The organism is Methylobacterium adhaesivum (genome assembly GCF_022179065.1).
GTDB lineage: Bacteria > Pseudomonadota > Alphaproteobacteria > Rhizobiales > Beijerinckiaceae > Methylobacterium > Methylobacterium adhaesivum.
Genome location: NZ_BPQD01000030.1, coordinates 1 through 22,158, shown reverse-complemented (window position 1 = coordinate 22,158; position 22,158 = coordinate 1). Strand labels below are relative to the sequence as shown.

10 protein-coding genes are annotated in these 22,158 nt (G+C 68.6%); 5 read left to right on the top strand and 5 right to left on the bottom strand.

Annotated features, from left to right (window positions below; all coding sequences use genetic code 11):
• Nucleotides 1–50: 50 nt before the first annotated feature.
• Nucleotides 51–9,920 (bottom strand): Ig-like domain-containing protein, encoded by a 9,870-nt coding sequence (locus MFF01_RS18160; RefSeq protein WP_238227559.1) that lies wholly within the window; start codon nt 9,918–9,920, stop codon nt 51–53.
• A gap of 452 nt (nt 9,921–10,372) precedes the next feature.
• On the opposite strand from MFF01_RS18160, the gene MFF01_RS18155 reads away from it, so the two are divergent.
• Both MFF01_RS18155 and MFF01_RS18150 read left to right on the top strand, forming a co-directional pair.
• A complete protein-coding gene (locus tag MFF01_RS18155) occupies nt 10,373–12,184 on the top strand; it encodes a type I secretion system permease/ATPase (RefSeq protein WP_238227558.1) in 1,812 nt (603 codons plus the stop codon).
• Nucleotides 12,181–13,515, top strand: coding sequence for an HlyD family type I secretion periplasmic adaptor subunit (locus MFF01_RS18150; RefSeq protein ID WP_238227557.1), 1,335 nt, complete (start codon nt 12,181–12,183; stop codon nt 13,513–13,515). Before MFF01_RS18155 ends, MFF01_RS18150 begins: the two co-directional genes overlap by 4 nt.
• Before the next feature lie 28 nt (nt 13,516–13,543).
• On the opposite strand, the gene MFF01_RS18145 is transcribed toward MFF01_RS18150, so the two are convergent.
• Nucleotides 13,544–13,972 (bottom strand): helix-turn-helix domain-containing protein, encoded by a 429-nt coding sequence (locus MFF01_RS18145; RefSeq protein ID WP_238227556.1) that lies wholly within the window; start codon nt 13,970–13,972, stop codon nt 13,544–13,546.
• Nucleotides 13,973–14,669: 697 nt separating this feature from the next.
• Between MFF01_RS18145 and MFF01_RS18140 the strand changes: the two genes are divergently transcribed.
• Nucleotides 14,670–16,889, top strand: coding sequence for a putative bifunctional diguanylate cyclase/phosphodiesterase (locus MFF01_RS18140; protein WP_238227555.1), 2,220 nt, complete (start codon nt 14,670–14,672; stop codon nt 16,887–16,889).
• Nucleotides 16,890–16,926: 37 nt separating this feature from the next.
• On the opposite strand, the gene cynS is transcribed toward MFF01_RS18140, so the two are convergent.
• The 3 genes from cynS to MFF01_RS18125 all read right to left on the bottom strand — a co-directional run bounded on the left by cynS (nt 16,927) and on the right by MFF01_RS18125 (nt 18,092).
• The gene (cynS, locus tag MFF01_RS18135; protein ID WP_238227554.1) at nt 16,927–17,415 is read right to left on the bottom strand and encodes a cyanase; all 489 of its coding nucleotides are present in this window, start codon (nt 17,413–17,415) and stop codon (nt 16,927–16,929) included.
• A 146-nt stretch (nt 17,416–17,561) separates the two neighbouring features.
• Complete coding sequence (locus tag MFF01_RS18130; protein WP_238227553.1) at nt 17,562–17,828, bottom strand: cysteine rich repeat-containing protein; 267 nt, start codon at nt 17,826–17,828, stop codon at nt 17,562–17,564.
• A gap of 75 nt (nt 17,829–17,903) precedes the next feature.
• Complete coding sequence (locus MFF01_RS18125; protein WP_238227552.1) at nt 17,904–18,092, bottom strand: hypothetical protein; 189 nt, start codon at nt 18,090–18,092, stop codon at nt 17,904–17,906.
• A gap of 1,022 nt (nt 18,093–19,114) precedes the next feature.
• Here MFF01_RS18125 and MFF01_RS18120 point away from each other — a divergent pair.
• Nucleotides 19,115–21,388 (top strand): TonB-dependent siderophore receptor, encoded by a 2,274-nt coding sequence (locus tag MFF01_RS18120; protein ID WP_373319806.1) that lies wholly within the window; start codon nt 19,115–19,117, stop codon nt 21,386–21,388.
• A gap of 14 nt (nt 21,389–21,402) precedes the next feature.
• Nucleotides 21,403–22,158 (top strand): PepSY-associated TM helix domain-containing protein (locus MFF01_RS18115; protein WP_238227549.1); only part of this gene is annotated, 756 nt, incomplete at its 3' end.

The following is a 22,158-nucleotide window of genomic DNA, read 5'->3' as shown; positions in this document are numbered from 1 at the left end:
CGAAGCCGACAGGTCAGCCCGATCCCGCCCGTCGCGGACTGCATCCAGGCTCAGCCTGGAAGGCGCCCCTCCTTCAGGCCGTATTCGAGGAAATGCTGAAGGGGATCGATATTGGCGGCCGCCACGTCGGGATTGTGTTCGAGATAGGCGTTGGTGTCGAAACCCGGGCCTGGATCGCGGCCCTCGCGCCAGCCGTACTCCTCGTAGTGGAGCAACGGGTTCCTGCCCTCCGCCGCCACATCTGGATTCTGCGCAAGGTAGAAGGCGGGATCGAACAGGGCGTTCGGCGCGCGGCCCTCGGCGGCTCCATAGTCGAGGTAGTGCCGGAAGGCGTAGTCCGAGGCGAGAACCGGCACCTCCGGCGCCTGAGCCGCCGCGGCGACATCCGGATTGTGCGACAGATAGAAGCCCGGATCGAAGGCGCCGACATGTCCGGCTCCCCCCTCGTCGCTCTGAACATTGCGGCCTTCGCCGCGACCGGTGGTGAGGTAATCGTCCAGGGCATTACCGCCCGCCGCGAGATCGGGGTTCTGCGAGCGAAAGGCATCCGCCGAGAAGTCGGCGCCGATGATGCGTCCCTCCAGTTCGCCGTACTGCATGTAGTGGTCGAGGGGATTTAGCCCCGCCGCCGCAACGTCCGGATTTCCATTGAGATAGGTGCCCGTCGAGAAGTAGGCATTCGGATCGCGTCCCTCGTGCCAGCCGTAGGTGGCGTAATGCGTGTCGGCATCCATGCCGGCCCGCCAGACGTCGAGGTTGTGGGACAGGTACCAGGCGTCGTCGACCACCCCGTGCCCGTCGTTCTGCCGGATCGACCCATCGGTAAAGCGAAGCGTGCCGATCCCGTTGAGATCGTGATGCCGCCCGTCCGGACCCGTGAGGACGAGGGTTTCGCCCATAAGATCCACGCGGGCATCCTTGAAGGCGAAGTCGAACGTCTTCTCTGCGGCCGGCGCTGCGCCGGCAAGGTCCACGGTCAACTTCGCCGACGCGGTGAGGCCCTTCTGGTCGGACACCGTGTAGGTGAAGACCTCGTCGTAGTGTCCGCTCGAGCCGAAGTTGCTCGATCCGATGGCCTGATAGCTGTAGCTGCCGTCCGCGGACAGGTGCAGGGTCCCGTGCAGCCCCAGGATCGTGGTGCTGCCCGTCGTCGGAACGGCCACGGTCATTCCATTCGCGAAGCGCACGGCCGTCACGTGGAGGGTGTCGCCCGCGTTAGGGTCGGTGTCGTTGGCGAGCACGTTGCCCGTCACGGCCGGCGCATGGTTCACCGCCGCGATGGTGTCATGGGTGGGGGTCGGCGCGACGTTGCCTGCGCCTGTCTGATTTCCGCCCCCGGTCCCCGGCTCCTCGTTCTCCGGCCCGTGGATGGTCAGATCGAAAGTCACCGAGGTCGGGCTGCGATTGCCCGCCGCATCCGTCGCGCTGGCGAGGATCGAATAGGACCCTTCGGCGAGTGTCGGCAGCTCGAGGGTCCAATGCCCATCCGCCCCGGTCAGGACCGTGGCGGTCCGTGGTCCTTGGGGTGTGTCGTACGCGAGGAGGAGGGTGCTCCCCGCCTCGGCCGTGCCATGCAGCGTCGGCGTGGCATCGGCCGTGGCGGTGAGGCCGACCGGTCCGGTCGCTCCAACGAGACCCGTCACCACCGGGGCGGCGGGTGCGAGCGTGTCGAGGACCAGGGTGAAGGGCTGGGTGGCCTGCATGACGTTGCCCGCCGCATCGCGGCCCGACGCGATCACGCCGTAGCTGCCATCGGCCAGGGCGGGTAGGTCCGCCATCCAGGTGCCGCCGGCACCGACCGACACCGCGACGCTGTGAGACCCGGTCGCATCGACGTAAGTCAGGGTCACGGTGGCGCCGGGTGTCCCCGTACCCGTCACCGTCGGCGATGGCTGGCTCGTGATTCCGTGACCCGGTAGGCCGGTGTCGTTGTGCAGACCGGTGATGACTGGCGCAACCACGGACGCAGGCACGGCTGGGTTCGGCGGAAGTCCGGGATCGGTCGACGTCGCCGGCGGCGTCGTCGGGACGGCGGGCGTGGGGAGCTGGGGCGTCGAATCGTTCGGTCCGGAGTTCGGGAGCGTCGGGACCACCGGCGTGGGGAGCGGTGGCGTCGGGTCGACGGGCACGGGGTTCGGCGGCGTCGATCCGGTTTGCCCGATGACGAGGCTGCCGCCGCTTCCAAGAGCGGTGTTGCCGGCTGCGTCGGAGATCGCGAATTGCGCGGTGACGGATCCAGTCAGGCCCGAAAGATCGACTTGGTGGGCCCCGTTGCCCACGGCGGGGACCTGAACCGTGTGGACCCCGTCCGTGAAGGTCACTAGGGCGGCTGAACCGAGGTCGAGACCTGCCACCGTAAAGGTCACGGCGGCCGCCTGCGCCGGGCTGAGCACCCCACCCACCGGGGCCGCGACCGCCAGGGAGACGAGGGGCGCGGCGTCCGCCACGGTGTCCACGACGAGGGTCAGGGCGGCCGATGCTCCAGATGGGGCACCCAGCGCCGTGACCGCCGAAGCCGTGAAGCTGTAAGTGCCATCCGACAGGGCTGGAATTCCGGCGCTCCACTGACCGTTGGCGTCCACCGTGGCGGTGACGGATTTCGGGACGCCCGCCTCGACATAGGCGACCGTGACGGTTCCGGTCGCTTCGGCCGTGCCCGAGAGGGTCGGGGTCCGGTCGGCCGTGATCCCATCGCCGAGGATGCCGGTGTCGTCACCGTATCCTGTGATAAGCGTGGGCACCGGTGCCGGCAGCGGAGGCACGGCGATGGAGACCGGCCGCGGCGTCGCCAGCAGAGTCGCGGCATTGCCGACGGTGTCGACGATGTCGGACCCGGATGCGAGGCCGAGGGTGAGGGAGCCCATGCCGGTGACATCGACAACGGTGACGAGGTAGCTGTTGCCGCTGCCCGTCACCGCCGCGATCCGTCCCGCCGCGGTGCCAGTATGGGCGAGGGTGAAGTCCTCCGCCGTGACGTTGAGGACCGCCTCGGAGAAGTTCACCGCGTAGGCGAAGCCCGTGGCGGCGGCATCGGTCGGCGACGCCGGAAGAGCGGAGCCGACGGGGGCGGCGGTGTCGACGACGAGGCCGGTACCGCTGCGGACGAGGGAATTGCCGGCCGAATCCTGGATCGTCAGGGTGGCGCTGACCGGTCCGGTGAAGTCCGAGAGATCGACGGTCCCGATGCCGTTGTGGACATCCACGACCGTCAGCCCACGGGTCACGTCCCTGAACGTGACCGTGCCCCGGGCATCGGCATCGAGCCCGGCCACGACGTAGGACACGGCCCCGGCCTCGACGGCGTTGATCCTCGCGTCGCCGGAGGGATCGACGGTGAGGCTCGCGGGAACACCGCCGTCCGCGATGGTGTCGACCACGAGGGCGAGGGGCGCGGAGGTGCCGACGGGGGTGCCGCTCGCGTCGACGAGCTGTGCCACGAACGCGTGGGGGCCATCCGCGAGGTTCGGGACGGTGACGCTCCAGGTGCCGTTGGCCTGGACGACGGCCGTCACGGGCGGCGCGCCGGAAACCAGCGTGTCGGTGACGGTGACGGTCCCGTCCGGCATGCCGATGCCCGAGAGGGTCGGTGCGGTGTCGGAGGTGACCCCGTCGCCCGGCACACCGGTATCGTGGGTGTAGCCGACGATGACCGGCTGGACGGGAGCGACGCCGGTGACCGTGCGGGCGCCGGGCGTCAGGGTCGCGAGATTGCCGGCGAGATCGGCGATGTCCGAGCCGGGGGCGAGGCCGAGGCTGAGGGTCCCGCTGCCCTGGAGGCCCGCCACCGTCACGAAGTAGGCGCCGCCCGAGCCGGTCACGGCGGTGATCTGGCCGGAGGCACCGGACGTGCCCGTGAGGGCGAAGTCGTCGGCCGAAACATGGCTCACGGCCTCGGAGAAGGTGACGGCATAGGTGAAGCTTGCGACCGAAGGCCCGCCCGAGGCATCGGCCACCACCGTTCCGGCCGGGGCCACGGTGTCGACCGTGAAGCCCGCCGGCAGGGCGAGGGTCGCCGTGACGGTGTTGGCGGCGAGATCCGAGAGGATCGCCTGCGCCGTGATGGCGCCGCTCAGGGACGACAGGTCGACGGTATGGGTGCCGTTGGCGGCGACGGTCACCGGGACGGTGTGGGTGCCGTCGCTGAACACGATGGTGCCCGAGGAGCCGGTGTCGAGGCCCGTGAGCTCGAAGCTCACCTGCCCGGCCGCGCCCGCGCCGAGATGGCTGTTGCCGGCGGCGAACTGCATCGCCACCCGGGGCGGCGCGTCACCTGTGGTGTCGATGGTCAGGGCGAACGGGGTGGAAGCCGCGCTCGGCAGGCCGCTGAGCCCCGTGGCGGAGGCCGTCACCGTATAGGCGCCGTCGGCGAGGGTTGGAACGGCCAGGGTCCAAGTGCCGGTGCCGGAGGCCACGGTGTTGAAGGTCTGGGCGCCGGCCGGACCGGTCAGCAGGACGGAGATCGCCGCGTTGGCCTCCGCCGTTCCGGTGAGGACGGGCGTGTTGTCCCTGGTGACGCCGTCGCCGGGAAGGCCGGTGTCGTCGGTGATCGCGACGATGCCGGGCGGGGTCGTGGCGGCGCTGGCGATCCGGATGCCGTTGCCCGCGACGGTGGCGGTGTTGCCGGCGAGATCCGTGACGACGAGACTCGTGGTGACGGTGCCGTCGAAGCCCGACAGGTCGACCGTGAAGGTTCCGTCGGCGGAAATCGGCACGTCCCTGACGTGACCCCCGACGGCGAAGTGGACGATTGCGGTGCTGCCAGCGTCGAGGCCGGCCACAGTGTAGGAGACCCGGGTGGCTTCGGCGGCGTCGATCACGCCGTCGGCCGTCGCCGCCACGGCGAGGCTGACGGGCAGGCCCGAATCCGCGACCGTGTCGATCACGAGGGGGCGGCTCGGGCTGACGGCGAGCACGTTGTTGAACGCGTCCGTCAGGGTGGCGGACAGGCCGTAGGCGTCGTCGGCGAGGGTCGGGAGCTGCGCCGACCAAGTGCCATTGCCGGCGACCTGGGTGGTGACGCTGACGGGCACGCCGCCCGCGGTGATCGCCGTGAGCGTGATCGTGCCGCCGGGCAGGGCCGTGCCGCTGACGAGGGGCATGGCCTCGCCGGTCACGAAGTCGCCCGGAACGTTCGTGTCCTGCGCGATCGCAACGATGACGGGCAGGTCGGCCGGTTGGAGCACCGCCGGAACGTTGACGAGGTGCAGGCCCGCCTGGGCCAGGACGGCGTGGTTGCCCACCGCGTCGACGATGTCGGACCCGGCCGCGAGGCCGAGGCTGAGGGAGCCCGTGCCGGAGATGCCCGTGACCGTTACGGCGTAGCCGCCGGTGACCGGCCGCGCCTCCAGGATGGTGCCGGTGGCCGTGCCGCCGCCCGTGAGGGCGAAGTCGGTGGCGTCGAGATGCGTCACCGTCTCGGGGAAGCTGACCGTGAAGGTGACGCTCGTGGCACCCGGCCGCGCCGCCGGGTCGACCGCGATGGTGGCGGCGGGCGCGAGGGCGTCGACGGTGAAGGTCCCGACGGGAAGGGTCGCACGGTTACCCACGGCATCGACCACGGAGACGCTCGCCGTCACGGATTCGCCCAGGGCCGACAGGTCTGTCGCCGTGAGGCCGCCGAGGTTGCTCAGGGGCGCCGTCACGGTGCCGCCCGGGCCCGTGAAGGTGATGGTCGCGGTGGCATCGGCGTCGATGCCCGTGACGGTGCCGGTGACGGCGGCCACCTCTGCGGCGTTGAGGGGGCGTCCCGTCGGCAGGTCGAGGGCGACGTGGATGGGCGCGCCGGCATCGGCCAGGAGATCGATGGTGACGGCCACGGCCTGCGACGGGGCGCTGAGGTTTCCGGCCGCGTCCCGGGCGACGGCCGTGAGCGTGACGGTGCCGTCGCCGAGGGGCGTCGCCACCGGAATATGCCAGTGGCCGGTGGCGTCGACTTCGGCCGACAGGGACTGACCGGCCACGATCACCGTCACGGTGGAGCCGATCTCGCCGGTGCCTACGAGAACGGGGGTCGTGTCGTTCGTCGCCGTCGTCGGAAGCGTGCCGGCGCCGTCAAAACCGAGGATCGCCGGCATGGCGGGCGGCGCGGTGTCGAAGGTTGCGCTCGGTCCGCCGAGGGTCACCGGCGCTCCGCTCGTCGGAACGTAGGTGAGGGTCGAGGTCACGACGCCGTCGAGGGCCGAGAGGTCGAGGTTGCCGCCTGAGCCGCCGAGGAGGGCGGAGGCCGTGGTTCCGTCGGCGTCCGTGAACACCACCGAGAGAGTGGCGCCAGCGGGCAGGCCTGTGAGCGCATACGCGATGTGCCCCGCCTCGGCCTGATTCACGAGGCCGTCGGCGAAGTCGACCGTGAGGGTGAACGGAAGTCCGGTGACCGTCTCGACGGTCACGACCTTGGCGACGGCGGCGAGGCTGACATTGCCGGCGGCGTCCACGGCGGTCGCCGTGAAGGTGTAGGCTCCGTTCGCCAGGGCGCTCGGAACCGTCGCGGTCCAGGCGCCCGAGGGATCGACGACGGCCGTGAGGGTGCCGGCCGGCACGCCGGGTCCCTGGTAGGTCACCGTGACGAGGCTGCCCGCCTCCGTCGTGCCCGTGAGGGTCGGCGTCGCATCGGCCGTGAGGAAGCCGCCCGGCACGCCGCCGTCGCTGACGAGGCCGGTGATGACCGGCCGCGGCGGCGGCACGAGGTCGAAGGCGATGGGCGTGACGGGCCCGAGGGTCGCGGGGTTCCCGGCGGTGTCGGCAACGTTGGACGTTGCCGTAAGGGCGAGGCCGATGGTTCCGGCGCCCGAGAGATTGCCGACCACCACGGTGTAGCCGCCGGCCCCGTTGGCATCGGCTGCGATCACGTTGCCAAGGGCCGAGCCCGTGCCGACGACCCGGAAATCGCCGAGATCGAGGCCCGTCACGGTCTCCGGGAACGTGACGTCGAACGCGACTGTTCCGGGCGCCGGGGCTGCGTGGGACGTGACCGAGCCGATGGGGGCGACGAGATCGATGGACAGGGCGGGGCCGGAACGGGTCGCGGTGTTGCCGACGGGATCGGCCAGCTGGATCGTGGAGGTCACCGGGCCGTTGAGAGCGCCGAGATCGACGGTGGTGGTGCCGTTGGCGCCGATGGTGGCGGTGGCCACGTGGCCGGCGCCATCCGTGAAGGTGACGAGGGCCGTGGTGCCGGCGTCGAGTCCGGCGGCCACCAGGGGAACGGCCGCGACGCCGGCGCGGCCGATGGGCTGCCCGCCGCCCGCGATCAGGGTGAACGGTGCGTCGGCGTCGGCGGTGAGATCGACGGTCACCTGCGCCACCGCCGGAGTCGCGACGTTGCCCGCCGCGTCCGTGGCCGTCACGCTCACCGCGTAGGTTCCATCCACAAGGGCGGCGTTGCCGGTCAACGGCAGGCTGAACGTGCCGTTGGTGACGGGCACCGCCTGCGTGAGAATCGGCGTGCCGGCGGCGTTGGTGAGGGTCACCGTCACGCTGGCATTGGCGTCGAGGCCGGCGGCGGTGCCGGTGACGACCACGCCGCCCGTGAGTTCGGCCCGCGAGACGATGCCGTCGCCCGCAACGGTCTGGAGAGTGAGGACCGGAGCGGTGTGGTCGAGGGTCAGGGTCGGGCCGACGGGCACCGCGCCCGCCGGCAGGGGATTGCCGGCGGCGTCAACGATGCCGGCGGGATTGACGGTGAGGCCGAGGGTTCCCTCGGCCGTGGCGGCTGGCACCGTCACCTGATAGGTGCGCCCGCCATCGGTCGTGGACAGCGTGGGCACGAGACCGGCCTTCGCCGTGCCGGTGAGGCCGAGATTGGCCGCCGTCAGGCCGGTGACCGGCTCCGAGAAGGTCAGGGTGAAGTCGATCACCGTGTCCCTCGTCAACGCCGCGTCCGGGGAGGTGATGCTCACGAGGGCCGGCGCCACGAGATCGACGGAGATCGCCTGGGTCACGGCCGCCGAACTGGCGCCGTCGATGCGCTGGACGAGGACCGCGACGTCGCCCGAAGCCTGGAGGGCCGGAATGGTGCCCGAGAAGGTGGTGACGCCGTTGGCGCTGACGACGGCCGCTCCCGTGAGGGGCGTGACCGTGTTGCCGATCCTGACCGCGAGGGATTCGCCCACGCCGAGGGGCCCCGCGAGGGTGCCGGTGACGGGAACGTTGCCGCCGGCCGCCTCGGCGATGTTGACGACGTTGTCGCCAGCCACCCGCACGGCCGTCACCGTCTGCACGGGACCCGGCGCGACGAGGCTGTAGGCGGTGCCGAGCACGCCCGCCACGGGAATGCCGGTGCCGACCTGGAGAGTGCCGGTGGTGCCGCTCGCCAGCGCCAGGTCCTGACGTCCATCGCCGTTAACGTCGAGGAGGGCGAGGGCTGCGAGGCCGGCCTGGGTCTCGAGGACGACGGGGGTCGAGAAGCCCCCGGCGCCGTCGCCGTAGACGACCCGCACCTTGCCGTCCGCGGCGGCGTAAAGGATGTCGGCGTAGCCGTCGCCGTTGGTGTCGCCGATGCGGATGTCCGTGGCGGCGGCACCCGCCTGCAGGGTCGATTGGGTGGCGGTGCCGGCCGCGTTGGTGCCGCGGATCTCGAGGGTGCCGGCCGTCCCGGAGGAGACGATCTCGGCGCGGCCGTCGCCGTTGAGATCACCGGCCGCGAGGCCGCCGGCGCTGGCGCCGACGGCGAGGGTTGTGCGCGCGAACGTGCCATTGGCGGCCTGGGTCAGGACGGCGAGCGTCGTGCCGCCGTTGGCGAGGGCGGCGAGATCGGTGCGTCCGTCGCCGTTGAAGTCGCCGGAGACGAAGGCGTCGGGACGCACCGTCAGGGTTTGCGCCGTCCCGGTGCTGAAGGTGCCGCTGCCGTTGTTGGTGAGCACCGTGACCGTGCCGGCCGCGAGATTCTTCACCACGATGTCCTGGTAGCCGTCGCCGTTCACGTCGGCGACGAGGGCGCCGTCCGCGCCCGTCGTGGTGCGGCTGACGACGCTGAAGCTGCCGTCGCTCGCCTGCTTCAGGATCTGAACCTTGCCGGCTCCGGCCGTCACGATGTCGATGAGGCCGTCGCCCGTGACGTCCCCCGTGGCGATGGTGGTCTGCCCCGTCGCGACGGCGAGGGTCTGGGTCGCCCCGAGGGCGCCGGTGCCGGTGCCGCGCGTGACTACGACGGTGTCGTTGACGAGGAAGGCCGCGTCCCCGAACCCATCGCCGTTGAAGTCGGCCGTCGCGGTCGCGCGTGCCGGGCCGATGGAGACGGGGGCGAGGAGCGCGAAATCGGCGCCGCGCAGGCCGTTTCCGGCGACGTCGGTGACGCCAGCCAAGTTCGTGGGGTTGAGGGCGAGGCCGAGGGTGCCGGCGCGCTGGTCGGGGCTGACGCCGTCGAGTCCGAGACCGAGGCTGACGATGTAGGTGTTGGGCTTCGTCAGGGACGGAAGCAGGGTAACGAGGTGAATGCCGGGCAGCGTGCCCGCCGCCTGGAACAAGTTCGCGGTCAGACCGAGCACCGGCTCGGAGAAGGTGACCTCGTACCGCAGCGCGCCGGTAAGGTTGAGGAGACCCAGCAGATCAGGCGTATCGAGCTGGTTCACCGACACGATGGTGGGGCCGGTGTTGTCGATGCGCACGGGCAGCGGCAGGGATGTGCTTGTGGTGGTCAGGCCGAGGACGGTGAGGCTCTGGGTCGCCCGGATGTTGTGCTGCCCCTCCGGAAGCGTCACGCGCACGGACCCGGCGAGCGCATTGGGAATCGTCGCGAGGATCTCGCCGGGGCCCGGGATGCCATTGTTGTCCCGGTCGTCGAAGAACGTGATCGGCCCCGCGGCGAGGCTCAGGCCGACGAAGCCGATCTCGACGGTGTTGCGCCGGGTCAGGCCGTCGAGAAGAGCGCCGGTGTCGCTTGCCGGAGAGAGCGTGAGCACGAGGGGAGCGAGCGTACCGGCCATCTGCGTTTTCCGTCTTTTAGGGCAAGGGTCCTCACGCCGGCGGAAGGCATCTTCACGCGCCGACTGTCTTGCCCGGATGAACTCGAAAGGCTTGGCGACAGGCCCGAGATCGGCCTGCGCTGGTTGCAAAATTCAACCTACAGAAGATGATTTGCGCCTCAAGGGGCGGCGGACCGGGCGGGTGTTATTTTTCCGGTCCGTAGGGCGTTTTATCCAAAACGTGTCATTCGTCGTGATGATTGGGTAAATTCCAAAGATTAAGAGCGGAATAACGTCAGGTAATTTCGCGTGAAGGCGGCATTCCTGAGAATGTTTTAACGCCCCACCTATCCTCCTGTTCACCTGGAGGACACACGGGTGAATTATCGCGCTCCGTCCGCGAGCCGACCGGGAATTTTAGGCGAAATTTACCAATCCGACGTTTTGGTCGCCCTATCAAGAGGCGAGTCGGTATGCGAACAGATCAACAGTCGGAGTTGAAGGCCGCCCTGGTGCGGTGCCGTCATGCCTTTTTCGGCGTCGCCATCATGAGCGGCGGCGTGAACGTCCTGTACCTCACGGGATCCTTCTTCATGCTGGAGGTCTACGACCGGGTGATCCCGGCCCGGTCCATCCCGACCCTCATCGGCCTCGGGGGCCTCGCCCTGGCGCTGTTCCTCTTCCAGGGGCTCATCGAAATCATCCGCGCGCGGGTTCTTGTGCGAATCGGGTGCTCCCTCGACGAGAGGCTCGCGCCGCGTGTGTTCGACGTCATGGTGCGCTATCCCCTCAAGGCGCCGCCAGGGGGCGACGGCCTCCTTCCCCTGCGGGATCTTGACCAGATCCGGAGCTTCTTCTCCGGCCTCGGACCGACGGCATTCTTCGATCTGCCTTGGCTTCCCGTCTACCTTGCCATCTGTTTCCTGTTCCACCCACTCATCGGGGTCGCGGCCCTGGCCGGTGCGATGATGCTCGTGGTCCTGACGCTCCTGACGGACCGACTGACCCGGCAGCCCCAGCGCGAGGCGACCCGGCACGGGGCGCGCCGCAACGAGCTGTCGGATGCCGGGCGCCACAACGCCGAGGTGCTGCACGCCATGGGGATGCAGGCGAACCTCGCCCGGGTCTGGGGCGAAGAAAGCCGGTCCTACCTCACCCGGCAGCGTCGGGTCGCTGACATCGCCGGCGGTCTCGGCGCCGTCTCGAAGGTGTTTCGCATGATCCTGCAATCCGGCGTCCTGGCGCTCGGCGCCTCCCTGGTGATCCAGGGGCAGGCCACCGGGGGCATCATCATCGCCTCGTCGATCCTCGTCTCGCGAGCCCTGGCCCCGGCCGAGATCGCCATCGCCCACTGGAAGGGGTTCGTCGCCGCCCATCAGGGATGGGCGCGGCTCAACGCGATCCTGGAGCGCTTCCCGGCCGAGACGGAGACCCTCACCCTGCCCCCGCCCCGGGAGGCACTGATCGTCGAGCAGGCCTGCATCGTGCCGCCTGGAACGCAGCGTGTGGTCGTGTCCGAGATGACGTTCGGTCTCCGGGCCGGGCAAGGCGTCGGCATTATCGGGCCGAGCGCCTCCGGCAAGTCGTCCCTCGCCCGCGCCCTGGTGGGTGTGTGGTCCCCGGCGCGGGGCGCCATCCGCCTCGACGGCGCCACCCTCGACCAATGGCCGGCCGACAGCCTCGGCCGGCATATCGGCTACCTGCCGCAGGAGGCGGATCTCTTCGCCGGCACCATCGCGTCGAACATCGCCCGCCTGTCCCCCTCCCCCGACGCCGAGGCGGTGATCGCCGCCGCCCGCGCGGCCGACGTGCATGACCTGATCCTGCGGATGCCCGATGGCTACGAGACGATGATTGGACCGGGGGGGGCGAGCCTATCGGCCGGCCAGCGCCAGCGCATCGGCCTCGCGCGGGCCCTCTACGGCAATCCGTTCCTCGTCGTCCTCGATGAGCCCAACGCCAACCTCGACGAGCCGGGGGAACTCGCCCTCACCCGGGCCATGCTCAGCGTCCGCCTGCGAGGGGGCATCGTTGTCGTCGTGGCCCACCGCCCCAGCGCCCTGGCGGCCGTCGATCTCCTCCTCGTCATGGATGAGGGCCGAGCGCGTGCCTTTGGTCCGAAGGACGAGGTGATGAAGCAGATCATGCGCCCGACCGTCGTCCCGGGTGACCGGGGAGCGCCGCGAAGCCCGGCGGCCAGGGACGAACCGACGCGGGACGCGGTTCCGGAACCGGCCCCGCAATCGCTGAACTGGCAAGCGCCGAACCTGAAAGCACGCGCATGACCCTCGCTTCCCCGGTCCTCACCCCGTCGCGGCCGTTCGATGCGGACCGCTCCATCGGCGCCCATCTCCTCGGCGTCTCCGCCGTCCTCTCCGTGCTCGTCTTCGGGATCGGGGGCTGGGCCACCTTCACGCCGATCCACGGGGCCGTCATGGCCTCGGGCCAGCTCGTCGTCGAGAGCGACGTCAAGAAGGTTCAGCACCCGACTGGCGGCGTGGTCGGCGCCATCCGGGTGCAGGACGGCTCGCGCGTCTCCGCGGGCGACATTCTCATCACCCTGGACGAGACCCAGATCCGGGCCAATCTCGACATCGTCCTCAAGGCCATGGACGAGCTGAGTGCCCGGCGGGCCCGCAACGAGGCCGAGCGCGACGGCGCCTCCGCCATCGCGTTTCCCCCCGACCTCGTCGGCCGTCAGCCCTCGGACCCCGTCGTGGCCCAGCTCCTCGACGGGGAGACGCGCCTGTTCGAAACCCGCCTGTCGGGACGGGACGGCCAGAAAGCACAGCTGGCGCAACGCGTCCTGCAGATCCGCGACGAGATCACCGGACTGACCGAGCAAGTCGCCGCCAAGGCACGCGAGATCGCCCTCATCGGCGACGAGCTCGTGGGCATCCGTGAATTGTGGGCCAGGAACCTCGTGCCGCTGTCCCGGGTCACCGCCCTGGAGCGCGACGCTGCCCGGATCCAGGGCGAACGCGGACAGCTCGTCGCCGCCCAGGCCCAGGCGCGTGGCAAGATCACCGAGATCGAGCTTCAGATCCTGCAGGTCGACCAGGACATGCGCGGCGAGACCGGCAAGGAACTCGCGGATATCCGCGGCCGCTGGTCCGAACTCGCCGAGAAGCGCGTCGCCGCCCTCGACCAGCTCAAGCGCACGGACCTGCGGGCGCCCCAGTCCGGCGTCGTCCACCAGATGACCGTGCACACGGTGGGCGGCCTCGTGGTTCCGAGCGAGCCCGCCATGCTCATCGTCCCCGATGCCGACACCCTCGCCGTCGAGGTACGGATCCAGCCGCAGGAGATCGACAACGTCCACCTCGACCAGGACGTCGTCCTGCGGTTTCCCGCGTTCAACCAGCGGGTCACCCCCGAGATCGACGGGCTCGTCACGCGGGTCTCCGCCGACGTGACCCAGGACGTGAAGACGGGCCAGAGCTACTACACCGCGCGCATTCGGGTGCCGGAGGGACAGCGCGAGCGCCTGGGAGGCGTGCGCCTCGTGCCGGGCATGCCGGTGGAGGCCTATATCCAGACTGGCGAGCGATCGGTGCTCTCGTATCTCGTCAAGCCCCTCGCCGATCAGATTGCCAAGGCCTGGCGCGAGCGCTGAGGCGTCCCGCGCCGAACGTCACGCGATCCTACTTGCCGGCTTCGATCTCACAGATGACGCGCGCGAGTTCGGACAGGAGGTAGCGTGCACGTGGATCCCGAATCTTCTCGAAGGATTCGCGAAAGATCGTCTCCGTCGTATCGGCGCCCGGCGATGGAGCCGGCGCGGGCCGATCGGACGGACCGCCCTCGGGCTTCGTCTCGTAGAAGTAGCTGATATCCACGCCCATGGTCTGGGCGATCTGGTGAAGCTTGTCCGCTGCGATCTTGCTTCGGCCGCTCTCGTATTTCTGTACCTGTTGGAACGTGACGCCGAGCGCGCTGCCCAGATTGGCTTGGCTGAGCCCGGCCGAACGCCGCAGCGACTTGATCCGATGGCCGATCTCGCCCGCAGAACCTTCCTTGTGTGCGTCGACCATCATGCCTTTCTCGATCTTTCTCTTGTTGTCTGACGTCACGGTTGCCATCCGGGCCAATGAATCTTGTTCACTGCGTCTTCCGTGTGCCCGTCTCGTGCTTCGCAGGAGAACCCAATTTCATCCTCTAGGGGAAACGAGACCGATCGCCAATCAGATTCGCGCGTCACAATAATTTGTTCGCCTCCTTCAGTCGAGCGTCGAGCCTCCTTGCCAGCTTGAAGATTGGATCAAGGGCGAGTTTTACTAGGAGGGCATTTCAGTCTTATGAAGGACCGGAGTTTTAATTCCTTCGATGATTGGACGGTCTCCGCCGCCTCCTCGGTGCGCACCGATCCCCGCCCTCTCGAGGCGGTCGAAGGATGCGCACGGTCCCTCGTCCTCACAGGGTGCGAACGAGCCAAGGCGGCATCCGCCGCAACACGATGGGATCGCTGTCCCACTAATCGCCTGAGAGGCGAGTGGGGTTCCAAATCGGCGCCCTGCCATCCCATGCTGGTCAAACGGGCTTGTTCAACCACCGAAGATACAGAGGGCGGTTTGCGAGCTTCTGAAACCGCTTGCACGGCGACGGGTGGCTGCGGCTTAATGGTTCGGACACCAACTTCGATAAACAACTGATAGGCGAATTTTTCTTATATGGCTCCGCGTTACGATCCCTCTGCCTGGGTCCGTAACGGCAGTTCGCATTCCGGCCGTGGTTCGGCCGTCGCCCCGAAAAGGCAGGAGTTCGGAACCCATGGTTCATCCTCCACGCGAGCAGGACAGGTTGGATGCCCTGCGGCGCCTGCGTATCCTCGGCTCGTCGCCCGAGCCGCATCTCGATGCCGTCTGCCGGATCGCCGCCGACCTGTTCGATGTTCCCATGGCTCTCGTGCTCCTGGTCGACGAGACGCAGGTCTGGTTCAAGGCCCGGTTCGGCGTCGAGGGACACGGGGTCGAACGCGAGGGGGCGCTGTGCGACCTGACGATTCAGGGTGAGACCGACACGGTTCTGGTCATTCCCGACCTGACGGACGATCCGCGCTCGGTGCAGAGCGCCCTCGTTCTCGGGCCACCGCACGCGCGCTTCTATGCCGGCGTGCCCCTTGCCCTCGAGTCCGGTCTGAACCTTGGAACCTTCTGCATCATGGACCGGGCGCCGAGGTCCGACTTCACGGCGGTTCAGGCTCGCCAGCTTCAGGACCTCGCCGTCATCGCCCAGGCCCATCTGCGTCTTCACGAGGCGCACATCGCGGCGGATGCGGACGCGGCCCGGCGCCGCGCCACCGAAGGGGCGCTGCGCGACAGCGAGCAGCGCTTCCGCCTCCTCGCGGAGACCACCACGGACGTGATCATCTGGTCGGACCTCGACACCACCCGCCTCTACGTGTCTCCCGCCATCCGGACCGTTCTGGGCTATGAACCCGAGGACCTCGTCGGCACGAAGCCCCTCGATTTCGTGCATCCCGACGACGTCGAGAATTTCGCCCGCGTGCTGGGCGACCTCACCGGGGGCCGGATCGATCACGCCTCCACCTGCCAACGCTACCGCCGGAAGGACGGCTCCTGGCTGTTCATGGATGTGTGTCAGAGCCTCGCGCGCGATCCGGCGACGGGCGAGCCGGACGGATACGTGACGTCGCTGCGGGACATCACGGCGCGCAAGGCCGACGAGCGGCGTATCGCCCATCTCGCCCTGCACGATTGCTTGACCGACCTCCCCAACAGGACGCTGTTCTGGGAACGCCTCGCGGAGCAAGCCGAGGCGGCGGGCCGCAACGGCACCCGCGTGGCGGTGCTCACCTGCGACCTCGACCGCTTCAAGCAGGTCAACGACACCTTCGGTCATCCGGCCGGCGATCATCTTCTTCAGGTTGTCGCCGGGCGCCTGCGCGCCGCCGTGCGTGGGACCGACACGGTGGCGCGTCTCGGCGGAGACGAGTTCGCCATCCTACTCGGGCGGATCGAGCGCGCCGATGCCGCGACCGCCCTCGCCCGGCGCATCATCGCGTCGATCAATCGGCCCATCGTGTTCAACGGCCATCGCATGAGTGTCGGAGCGAGCATCGGCATCGCTGTCGAGGCCGGCAACGCCCTCGACGCCATGGCACTCTACAAGCGGTCCGATGCCGCCCTCTACCAAGCCAAAGCCGCCGGGCGGAACACCTATCGGGTCCATGATCCGGATTCCGACGCGGCCTCGGCGGCGGCCGGACTCCTGAAGGCGGAGATGGAGCGCGCGATGAAGCGGGGCGGCTTCCTCCTCAACTACCAGCCCATTATCGACCTCGCGACGGGCGGGATCGCGGGCTTCGAGGCCCTATTGCGGTGGCGGCACCCGCGCCGAGGCAACATCGCGCCGAGCGAATTCATTCCGCTAGCGGAGCAGAGCGGACTGATCGTGCCCCTCGGCGCCTGGGTGCTGAAGGAGGCCTGCCGGGCGGCCGCCTCCTGGCCCGACCCCCTCAGGGTCGCCGTCAACGTCTCGGCGATCCAGTTTCAGCAGACCGGCATGGAGGAGACCGTCCTGCACGCCCTCACGGCGTCGGGCTTGGCCCCGCACCGCCTGGAACTCGAGATCACCGAAACGATGCTGATGCAAAAGACCGAAACGGTCTGCCGCGCCATGGAGAGCCTGCGCCGGCTCGGCGTCCGCATCGCCCTCGACGATTTCGGGACGGGATATTCGAGCCTGAGCTACCTTCACCAGTTCAGCTTCGACACGATCAAGATCGACCGCTCTTTCGTCGCCGGCATGGCGGATCAGAAAACGGCGGCCATCACCCGGGCCATCGTGGCCCTGGGAACGGGGTTCGGTGCCCGGGTGATCGCCGAGGGGGTCGAGACCGAGGAACACCTCGCGTTCGTGCGCGCGGCGGGGTGCACCGATGTTCAGGGCTTCCTGTTCGATCCCCCCCTTCCGGCTCCGGAGATCACCCGTCTCATCGAGAGCGGCCGCCTGAGGCTGGCCGCCTGATGTCGGCCGGCGGGACGGGCCCGCCGGCGAAGGCCCCTCAGCCTTCCTTGAAGCCGTATTCCGGCACGCCGTCCTCGTTGTCGTAATACTTGTACGGGAGGAACTTGCCGGAGAGGTTCATCTTGACTCTGTCGCCCTTGTTGTTGGGCTCTCGCTCCATGGTCATGTTGAAGTCGATGGCCGACATGATGCCATCTCCGAAATCTTCCTGGATCAGCTCCTTCCAGGTGGTGCCGTAGACCATCACCAGTTCGTAGAAGCGGTAGATCAGGGGGTCGGTGGGCGGCATCTGCGGGATCGAGCCGCGATAGGGCGCCTCGTTCAGCATCCGCTCCTCGGCCTGCGAGAGGCCGAACAGGGCGGCGGCCTTGGCGGCCTGCGCTTTGGGCAGTTTCATCTGGCCCATGCAGGCGGCGGTGATGAGAATCGGGGAGAGGCCACCGATCTCGGCCTGGATGTGCTTCCAGGTCCAGCCCTTCTCGCGCTTGATGTCGAGGAGCTTCTCGGTGAGGTCTTCACGCTTCATGCGCGTCTCCGGGGTGTTGTTGGCGGCGGCGCCTCGCCTGATGCGAAGGGCCGTAACGGACCCCTCTCCATCAAGGGTCGTGCCACCTGCCCGAAGCCCGGCCCGGCGATCCGGCCAGGGCCGCGAGAAACCCCGGGTGCCCGGCGTCAGTTCGCCTCGCTCACCCGCTTCACCTTCTGCTCGCGCTTGAACGCCGTGATCGCTGACGCGCAAGCCGAAGACAGGTTCTTCATGTTCGTGCGGAAGCACGCCTCGACCTCGGGGCCACCCGGCGCGTGATCGCCGCAGAATTCGAAGTAGTCGCCGGTGCAGGAGCGCTTCAGGACGTCGCGCATGGCGGCGGGATCGGCCTGGGCGGCGAGGGGAGCGAGGCCGAGGCCGAAGGCGAGCAGGGTCTTGATGACGCGTGACATGGGATTGGCGGTCTCCTTTTGCGGTGTGATTGGCACGGGACCGCGCCAGAACCATGGCGGCCAGGCGCCGCCGCGTCAGGCCCGCACCACGGGGGCGCGGTAGAAGATGCCGCCGGCCTCTCCGGTGAGCTCGACGACCCACGTTCGTGTCGCATCGCGGTGGAGTGGAGCGGGAACCCGGCAGGCCCGGGCCAACCGGTCGGCGAGCTGCATCGCCTCGACGAGGAGCGAGGTTTCGAGGGCTTGCGCCGCACGCCATACCATCGCGTCGCGGATCGGATCTGGAGACGATACACGGAACGCGCAATCCTCGGCCAGTCGACGGGATCTGCTTCGCCCATCGGGTGTTGGCCGATCTGTAGACGATCGATTTCGAGGGCGGCAACGCGTGGGCGAAGTTTCGGCCCTCCAACCTGTTGTCCCTCCGTCCCAAACGGGCGCGGGGCGGGTCGCCTGTCGCAATCGGCGGATCTCGGCCAAGCCGGCGACTGGATTCCACCGCCGAGGCTCGGTGCGGCGTTTGGACGAAACCTTACCCGGTGCAGCCGAAGGGGGAGGATCGTTCGTCGAAGATGCAGCGAGTCAGGCCCGTGCGGACAACGAAGGAATCGGCGGTAATTCCTTGAACTGAGAAGCCACGGCGCCGAGGTCGCTGAGGTAATCGACCCTATGTGCCGTGTGAGGCGGCATCATGCCTTCGATTTGGGCAATGCCTTTGCGGGTTCAGCCGGGGAGAGAGGCGCGGTGCTCGTTTCCGTGACGTGCCTGCCGGTGATGACGCCATAGTGCCAAAACAACGGGACGAACCTTCGCCCAAAGCTCTCGAGGCCGGGGCCTGAAGACCAGGCGGACCGGTTCGGTGCCGCCTGGGTCCTCCTACTCGAGCAACGCGCGGCCTGCGCGGCCATGCGGTGTCCACAGCCGAGGTTCAGCGGCTGGCCGGTCCACGTTGGACGTTCATTGTCCTTGCGTCACGGCGGCAGCGTCCGTCCCGCCTCTCTTGTCTCCCCGCAAATCCGAGAACCCGCTCAGCCTTGAACGAAACGGAATAACCGAGGTGAGGTCTTCCGGAGATTTGGAGCTGGAATAAGTCCAAAACATAACGCTTGCAGCGAGATTGCCGCGTTGCCACTGGTAGAGAGCATCGAGCCGGTTAAGTAGAAAATCTCTAAACTGGTTCAGTAAGCTATCACATATCAGTTTAGGTCTCACAGATCGTGTTCATCGCGTCTCAGAGTTCTCGGGCACTTGTCGCCGATCGGCGCGGACAGCGTTATGTTGTTGGCCTGTTGCTGTCCGGCGTCGCCGCGTGCGGTTTGTCCGTCACGCAAGCCTCGGCCCAGGACGCGGCCCAGACGGTGACCCTCGATACCCTGTCCGTCGAAGGCGTGGGCCGCGGCCCCGGCGTCGCCGGGAGCGAGCCGGGCGGTGCCCGTGGGGCGGTTCCGGGCTACGTCGCCGCGCGCAGCGTGGTGGCGACGAAGACCGACACCCCGATTCTCGAGACGGCCCAATCGGTGTCCGTGATCGGACGCAAGCAGATCGAGGACGCCAACGCGCTCTCCATCAACCAAGCCCTGCGGTACACGCCCGGCGTCACCACCGAGCAACGCGGTGGCGCCGGCTCCACCCGCCTCGAACAGTTCCTCATCCGCGGGTTCAACGCCCCGGTCTTCCTCGACGGCATGGCGCTCATCGCCGGGCGCGACGCCAACGCCACCATCGATCCCTACCGTCTGGAGCGCATCGACGTCATCAAGGGGCCGGCCTCGGTGCTCTACGGTCAGTCGGGGCCGGGCGGCATCGTCAACCTCGTCTCCAAGGTGCCGCGCTTCGTGCAGCACGGCGAGGTCTTCGTGCAGGGCGGCGGCTTCAACGAGGTGCGCGGCGGCGTCGACATCGGTGGGCCGATCGCTTCCGACGTGCCGGGCCTCGCCGACCAGTTCGCCTATCGCATCGTCGGGTTCGGCTGGAAGGGCGACGGCCCCGTCGACACCACGAAGGTCGAGCGCGTCCTCATCAATCCGAGCGTGACGTGGCGGCCCTCCTCCGACACCTCGCTCACCGTCATCGCCAACTACCAGCGCGATCCGTTCTCAGGGTTCTACGGCGGCTTCCCGGCGGTCGGGACGGTGTTTCCGCGCAACTTCGGCAACGGTATCGTCGGCCGCCTGCCCGTCAACTTCTACGATGGCGACCGGGGCATCGAGCGTTCGGACCGGACCCAGGCCTCGATCCAGTACATCCTCGATCATCGCGTCAACGAACACCTGTCGTTCCATTCCGCCGGCCGGTATCTCCGCACGCAGGGCGACTACCGCAGCGTCTACAGCGCCTTCAGCCCCCTGAACGGGCCGAATGCCTCCGGCCCTCTGCTCCCCCGCGCGGTGACCGGCACACAGGTCGATGCCGAAGCCTATACGATGGACACCAATGCGGTGATGACCTTCGATACGGGCTTCGTCGCGCACACGGCCTTGCTGGGCGTGGACCACCGAAGCTTCAGTACCCGGACCCTCGGGGCTCCTTTCCCGGCCACGCTGAGCCTGAACGCCCTGGCGCCGGACTACGCCATGCCCATCGCGTTCCCGGCCTTCACCACGGCCTCCCGTGTCGATGCCGAGCAGACCGGCGTGTACTTTCAGGATCAGGCGAAGCTCGACCGTCTCGTCCTGACGCTCGGCGGACGCTACGACGTCGCCCGCCAAACGGGCCCGACCCGAAGCTTCAATAACGGAAACAGCACTCTCGTCCGCCAGGACGCCCCGGCCGACGCCTTCACGGGCCGGGCGAGCCTTCTCTACCTGTTCGAGTCCGGCGTGGCGCCGTACGTATCCTACAGCCAGTCCTTCGAGCCCATCGTCGCCGGCCGGGTGTTCGACAGCGCCTTCGGCACCGTCGGGCGCGTGCCCGACCCGCAATTGAGTGACCAGTACGAGGCCGGCATCAAATACCAACCTCCCGGCACCGACATCCTCATCACCGCCGCCGCCTTCGACATCCGGCAATCGAACCGCACCACCGCCGATCCGGCGCGTCAGGGCTTCGTGGTGCAGACCGGGCAGGTCGGCGTGCAGGGTGTCGAATTCGAGGCGCGGGCGAACCTCGCGGAGGGACTGACCCTCACCGGCGGCTTCTCGCTCCTCGACGCCCGTAACGTCCGCGACGACGGCCGGACCCTGAACGACCTGACCCAGCAGAACGTCGCCCTGCAGGGCCGCCGCCCGGTGCTGGTGCCGGATAAGACGGCTTCCTTGCTCGCCACCTACCGTTTCCTTGACGGGCCGATGCTCGGCCTCGAAATCGGCGGCGGTGTGCGTTACCTCGGTCCGTCATGGGGGGATGCCGCCAACACCTTCAAGGTGTCCGAGAGCGTTCTCGTCGACGCCATCGCCTCCTACGACCTGAAGCACTTCGATCCGACGCTGCAGGGCTTCTCGGTACAGGTGAACGCCACCAACCTCCTCGACGAGACCTACGTCAGCGGCTGCAACGGCTACACGAGTTGCTATTACGGCCTGCCGCGCACGGTCTACGCCACCCTGCGCTACCGCTGGTAAGGGAGGCGCCGGACATGAAGAACGGCTTTCGCCAGTCCATGGCCTGGCTGCACACCTGGGCCGGCCTCGTGGTGGGCTGGGTGCTGCTCGCGGTCTTCGTCAGCGGCACGGCGAGCTATTACCGCGCCGACATCTCCCGCTGGATGCGGCCGGAGTTGCAGAGCGTGCGGGCCGCCACCGATCCGGCGGCCCTGGCGAAGGCCGCCGAGATCGCCGTCGCCCACATGGCGGAGCATGCGCCGGGCGCGCGGACGTGGTTCATCGGCCTGCCGCGCCCCGAGATGCCGGTCCTCGACCTGTTCTGGCGCACGAAGCCCGGAACGCCGCCGGGCCACGCCGTCCTCGACCCCGTCACGGGCGCCCCCGCCGCGATCCGCGACACGAAGGGCGGCGACTTCCTCTACCGCTTCCATTTCGAGCTGCACATGCAGCCCGTCTGGGGTCGCTGGATCGTCGGTGTCTGCGCGATGATCATGCTGGTGGCCCTCGTGTCCGGCATCGTCACCCACCGGCGGATCTTCTCGGACTTCTTCACCTTCCGGCGGGACAAGTCGGCCCAGCGCGGCTGGCTCGACGCCCACAACGTCACGGGCGTCCTCGCCCTGCCGTTCCACCTCATGATCACCTATACGGGCCTCGCCACCCTGGCGCTGATGTACATCCCGTGGGGCGTCACCACGGCGTATCGCGGCGACAACCAGGCGTTCTATGCCGAGAGTGGGCAGATCACCGTGCCGCGCCCCGCCGCCGGACGGCCCGGAACCCTCGCG

Coding starts and splice junctions, on each gene's coding strand:
- cynS (WP_238227554.1), bottom strand. CDS start 17,415: ATGAAGCGTGAAGACCTCACCGAGAAGCTCCTCGACATCAAGCGCGAG.
- MFF01_RS18125 (WP_238227552.1), bottom strand. CDS start 18,092: ATGGTATGGCGTGCGGCGCAAGCCCTCGAAACCTCGCTCCTCGTCGAG.
- MFF01_RS18130 (WP_238227553.1), bottom strand. CDS start 17,828: ATGTCACGCGTCATCAAGACCCTGCTCGCCTTCGGCCTCGGCCTCGCT.
- MFF01_RS18140 (WP_238227555.1), top strand. CDS start 14,670: ATGGTTCATCCTCCACGCGAGCAGGACAGGTTGGATGCCCTGCGGCGC.
- MFF01_RS18155 (WP_238227558.1), top strand. CDS start 10,373: ATGCGAACAGATCAACAGTCGGAGTTGAAGGCCGCCCTGGTGCGGTGC.
- MFF01_RS18150 (WP_238227557.1), top strand. CDS start 12,181: ATGACCCTCGCTTCCCCGGTCCTCACCCCGTCGCGGCCGTTCGATGCG.
- MFF01_RS18160 (WP_238227559.1), bottom strand. CDS start 9,920: ATGGCCGGTACGCTCGCTCCCCTCGTGCTCACGCTCTCTCCGGCAAGC.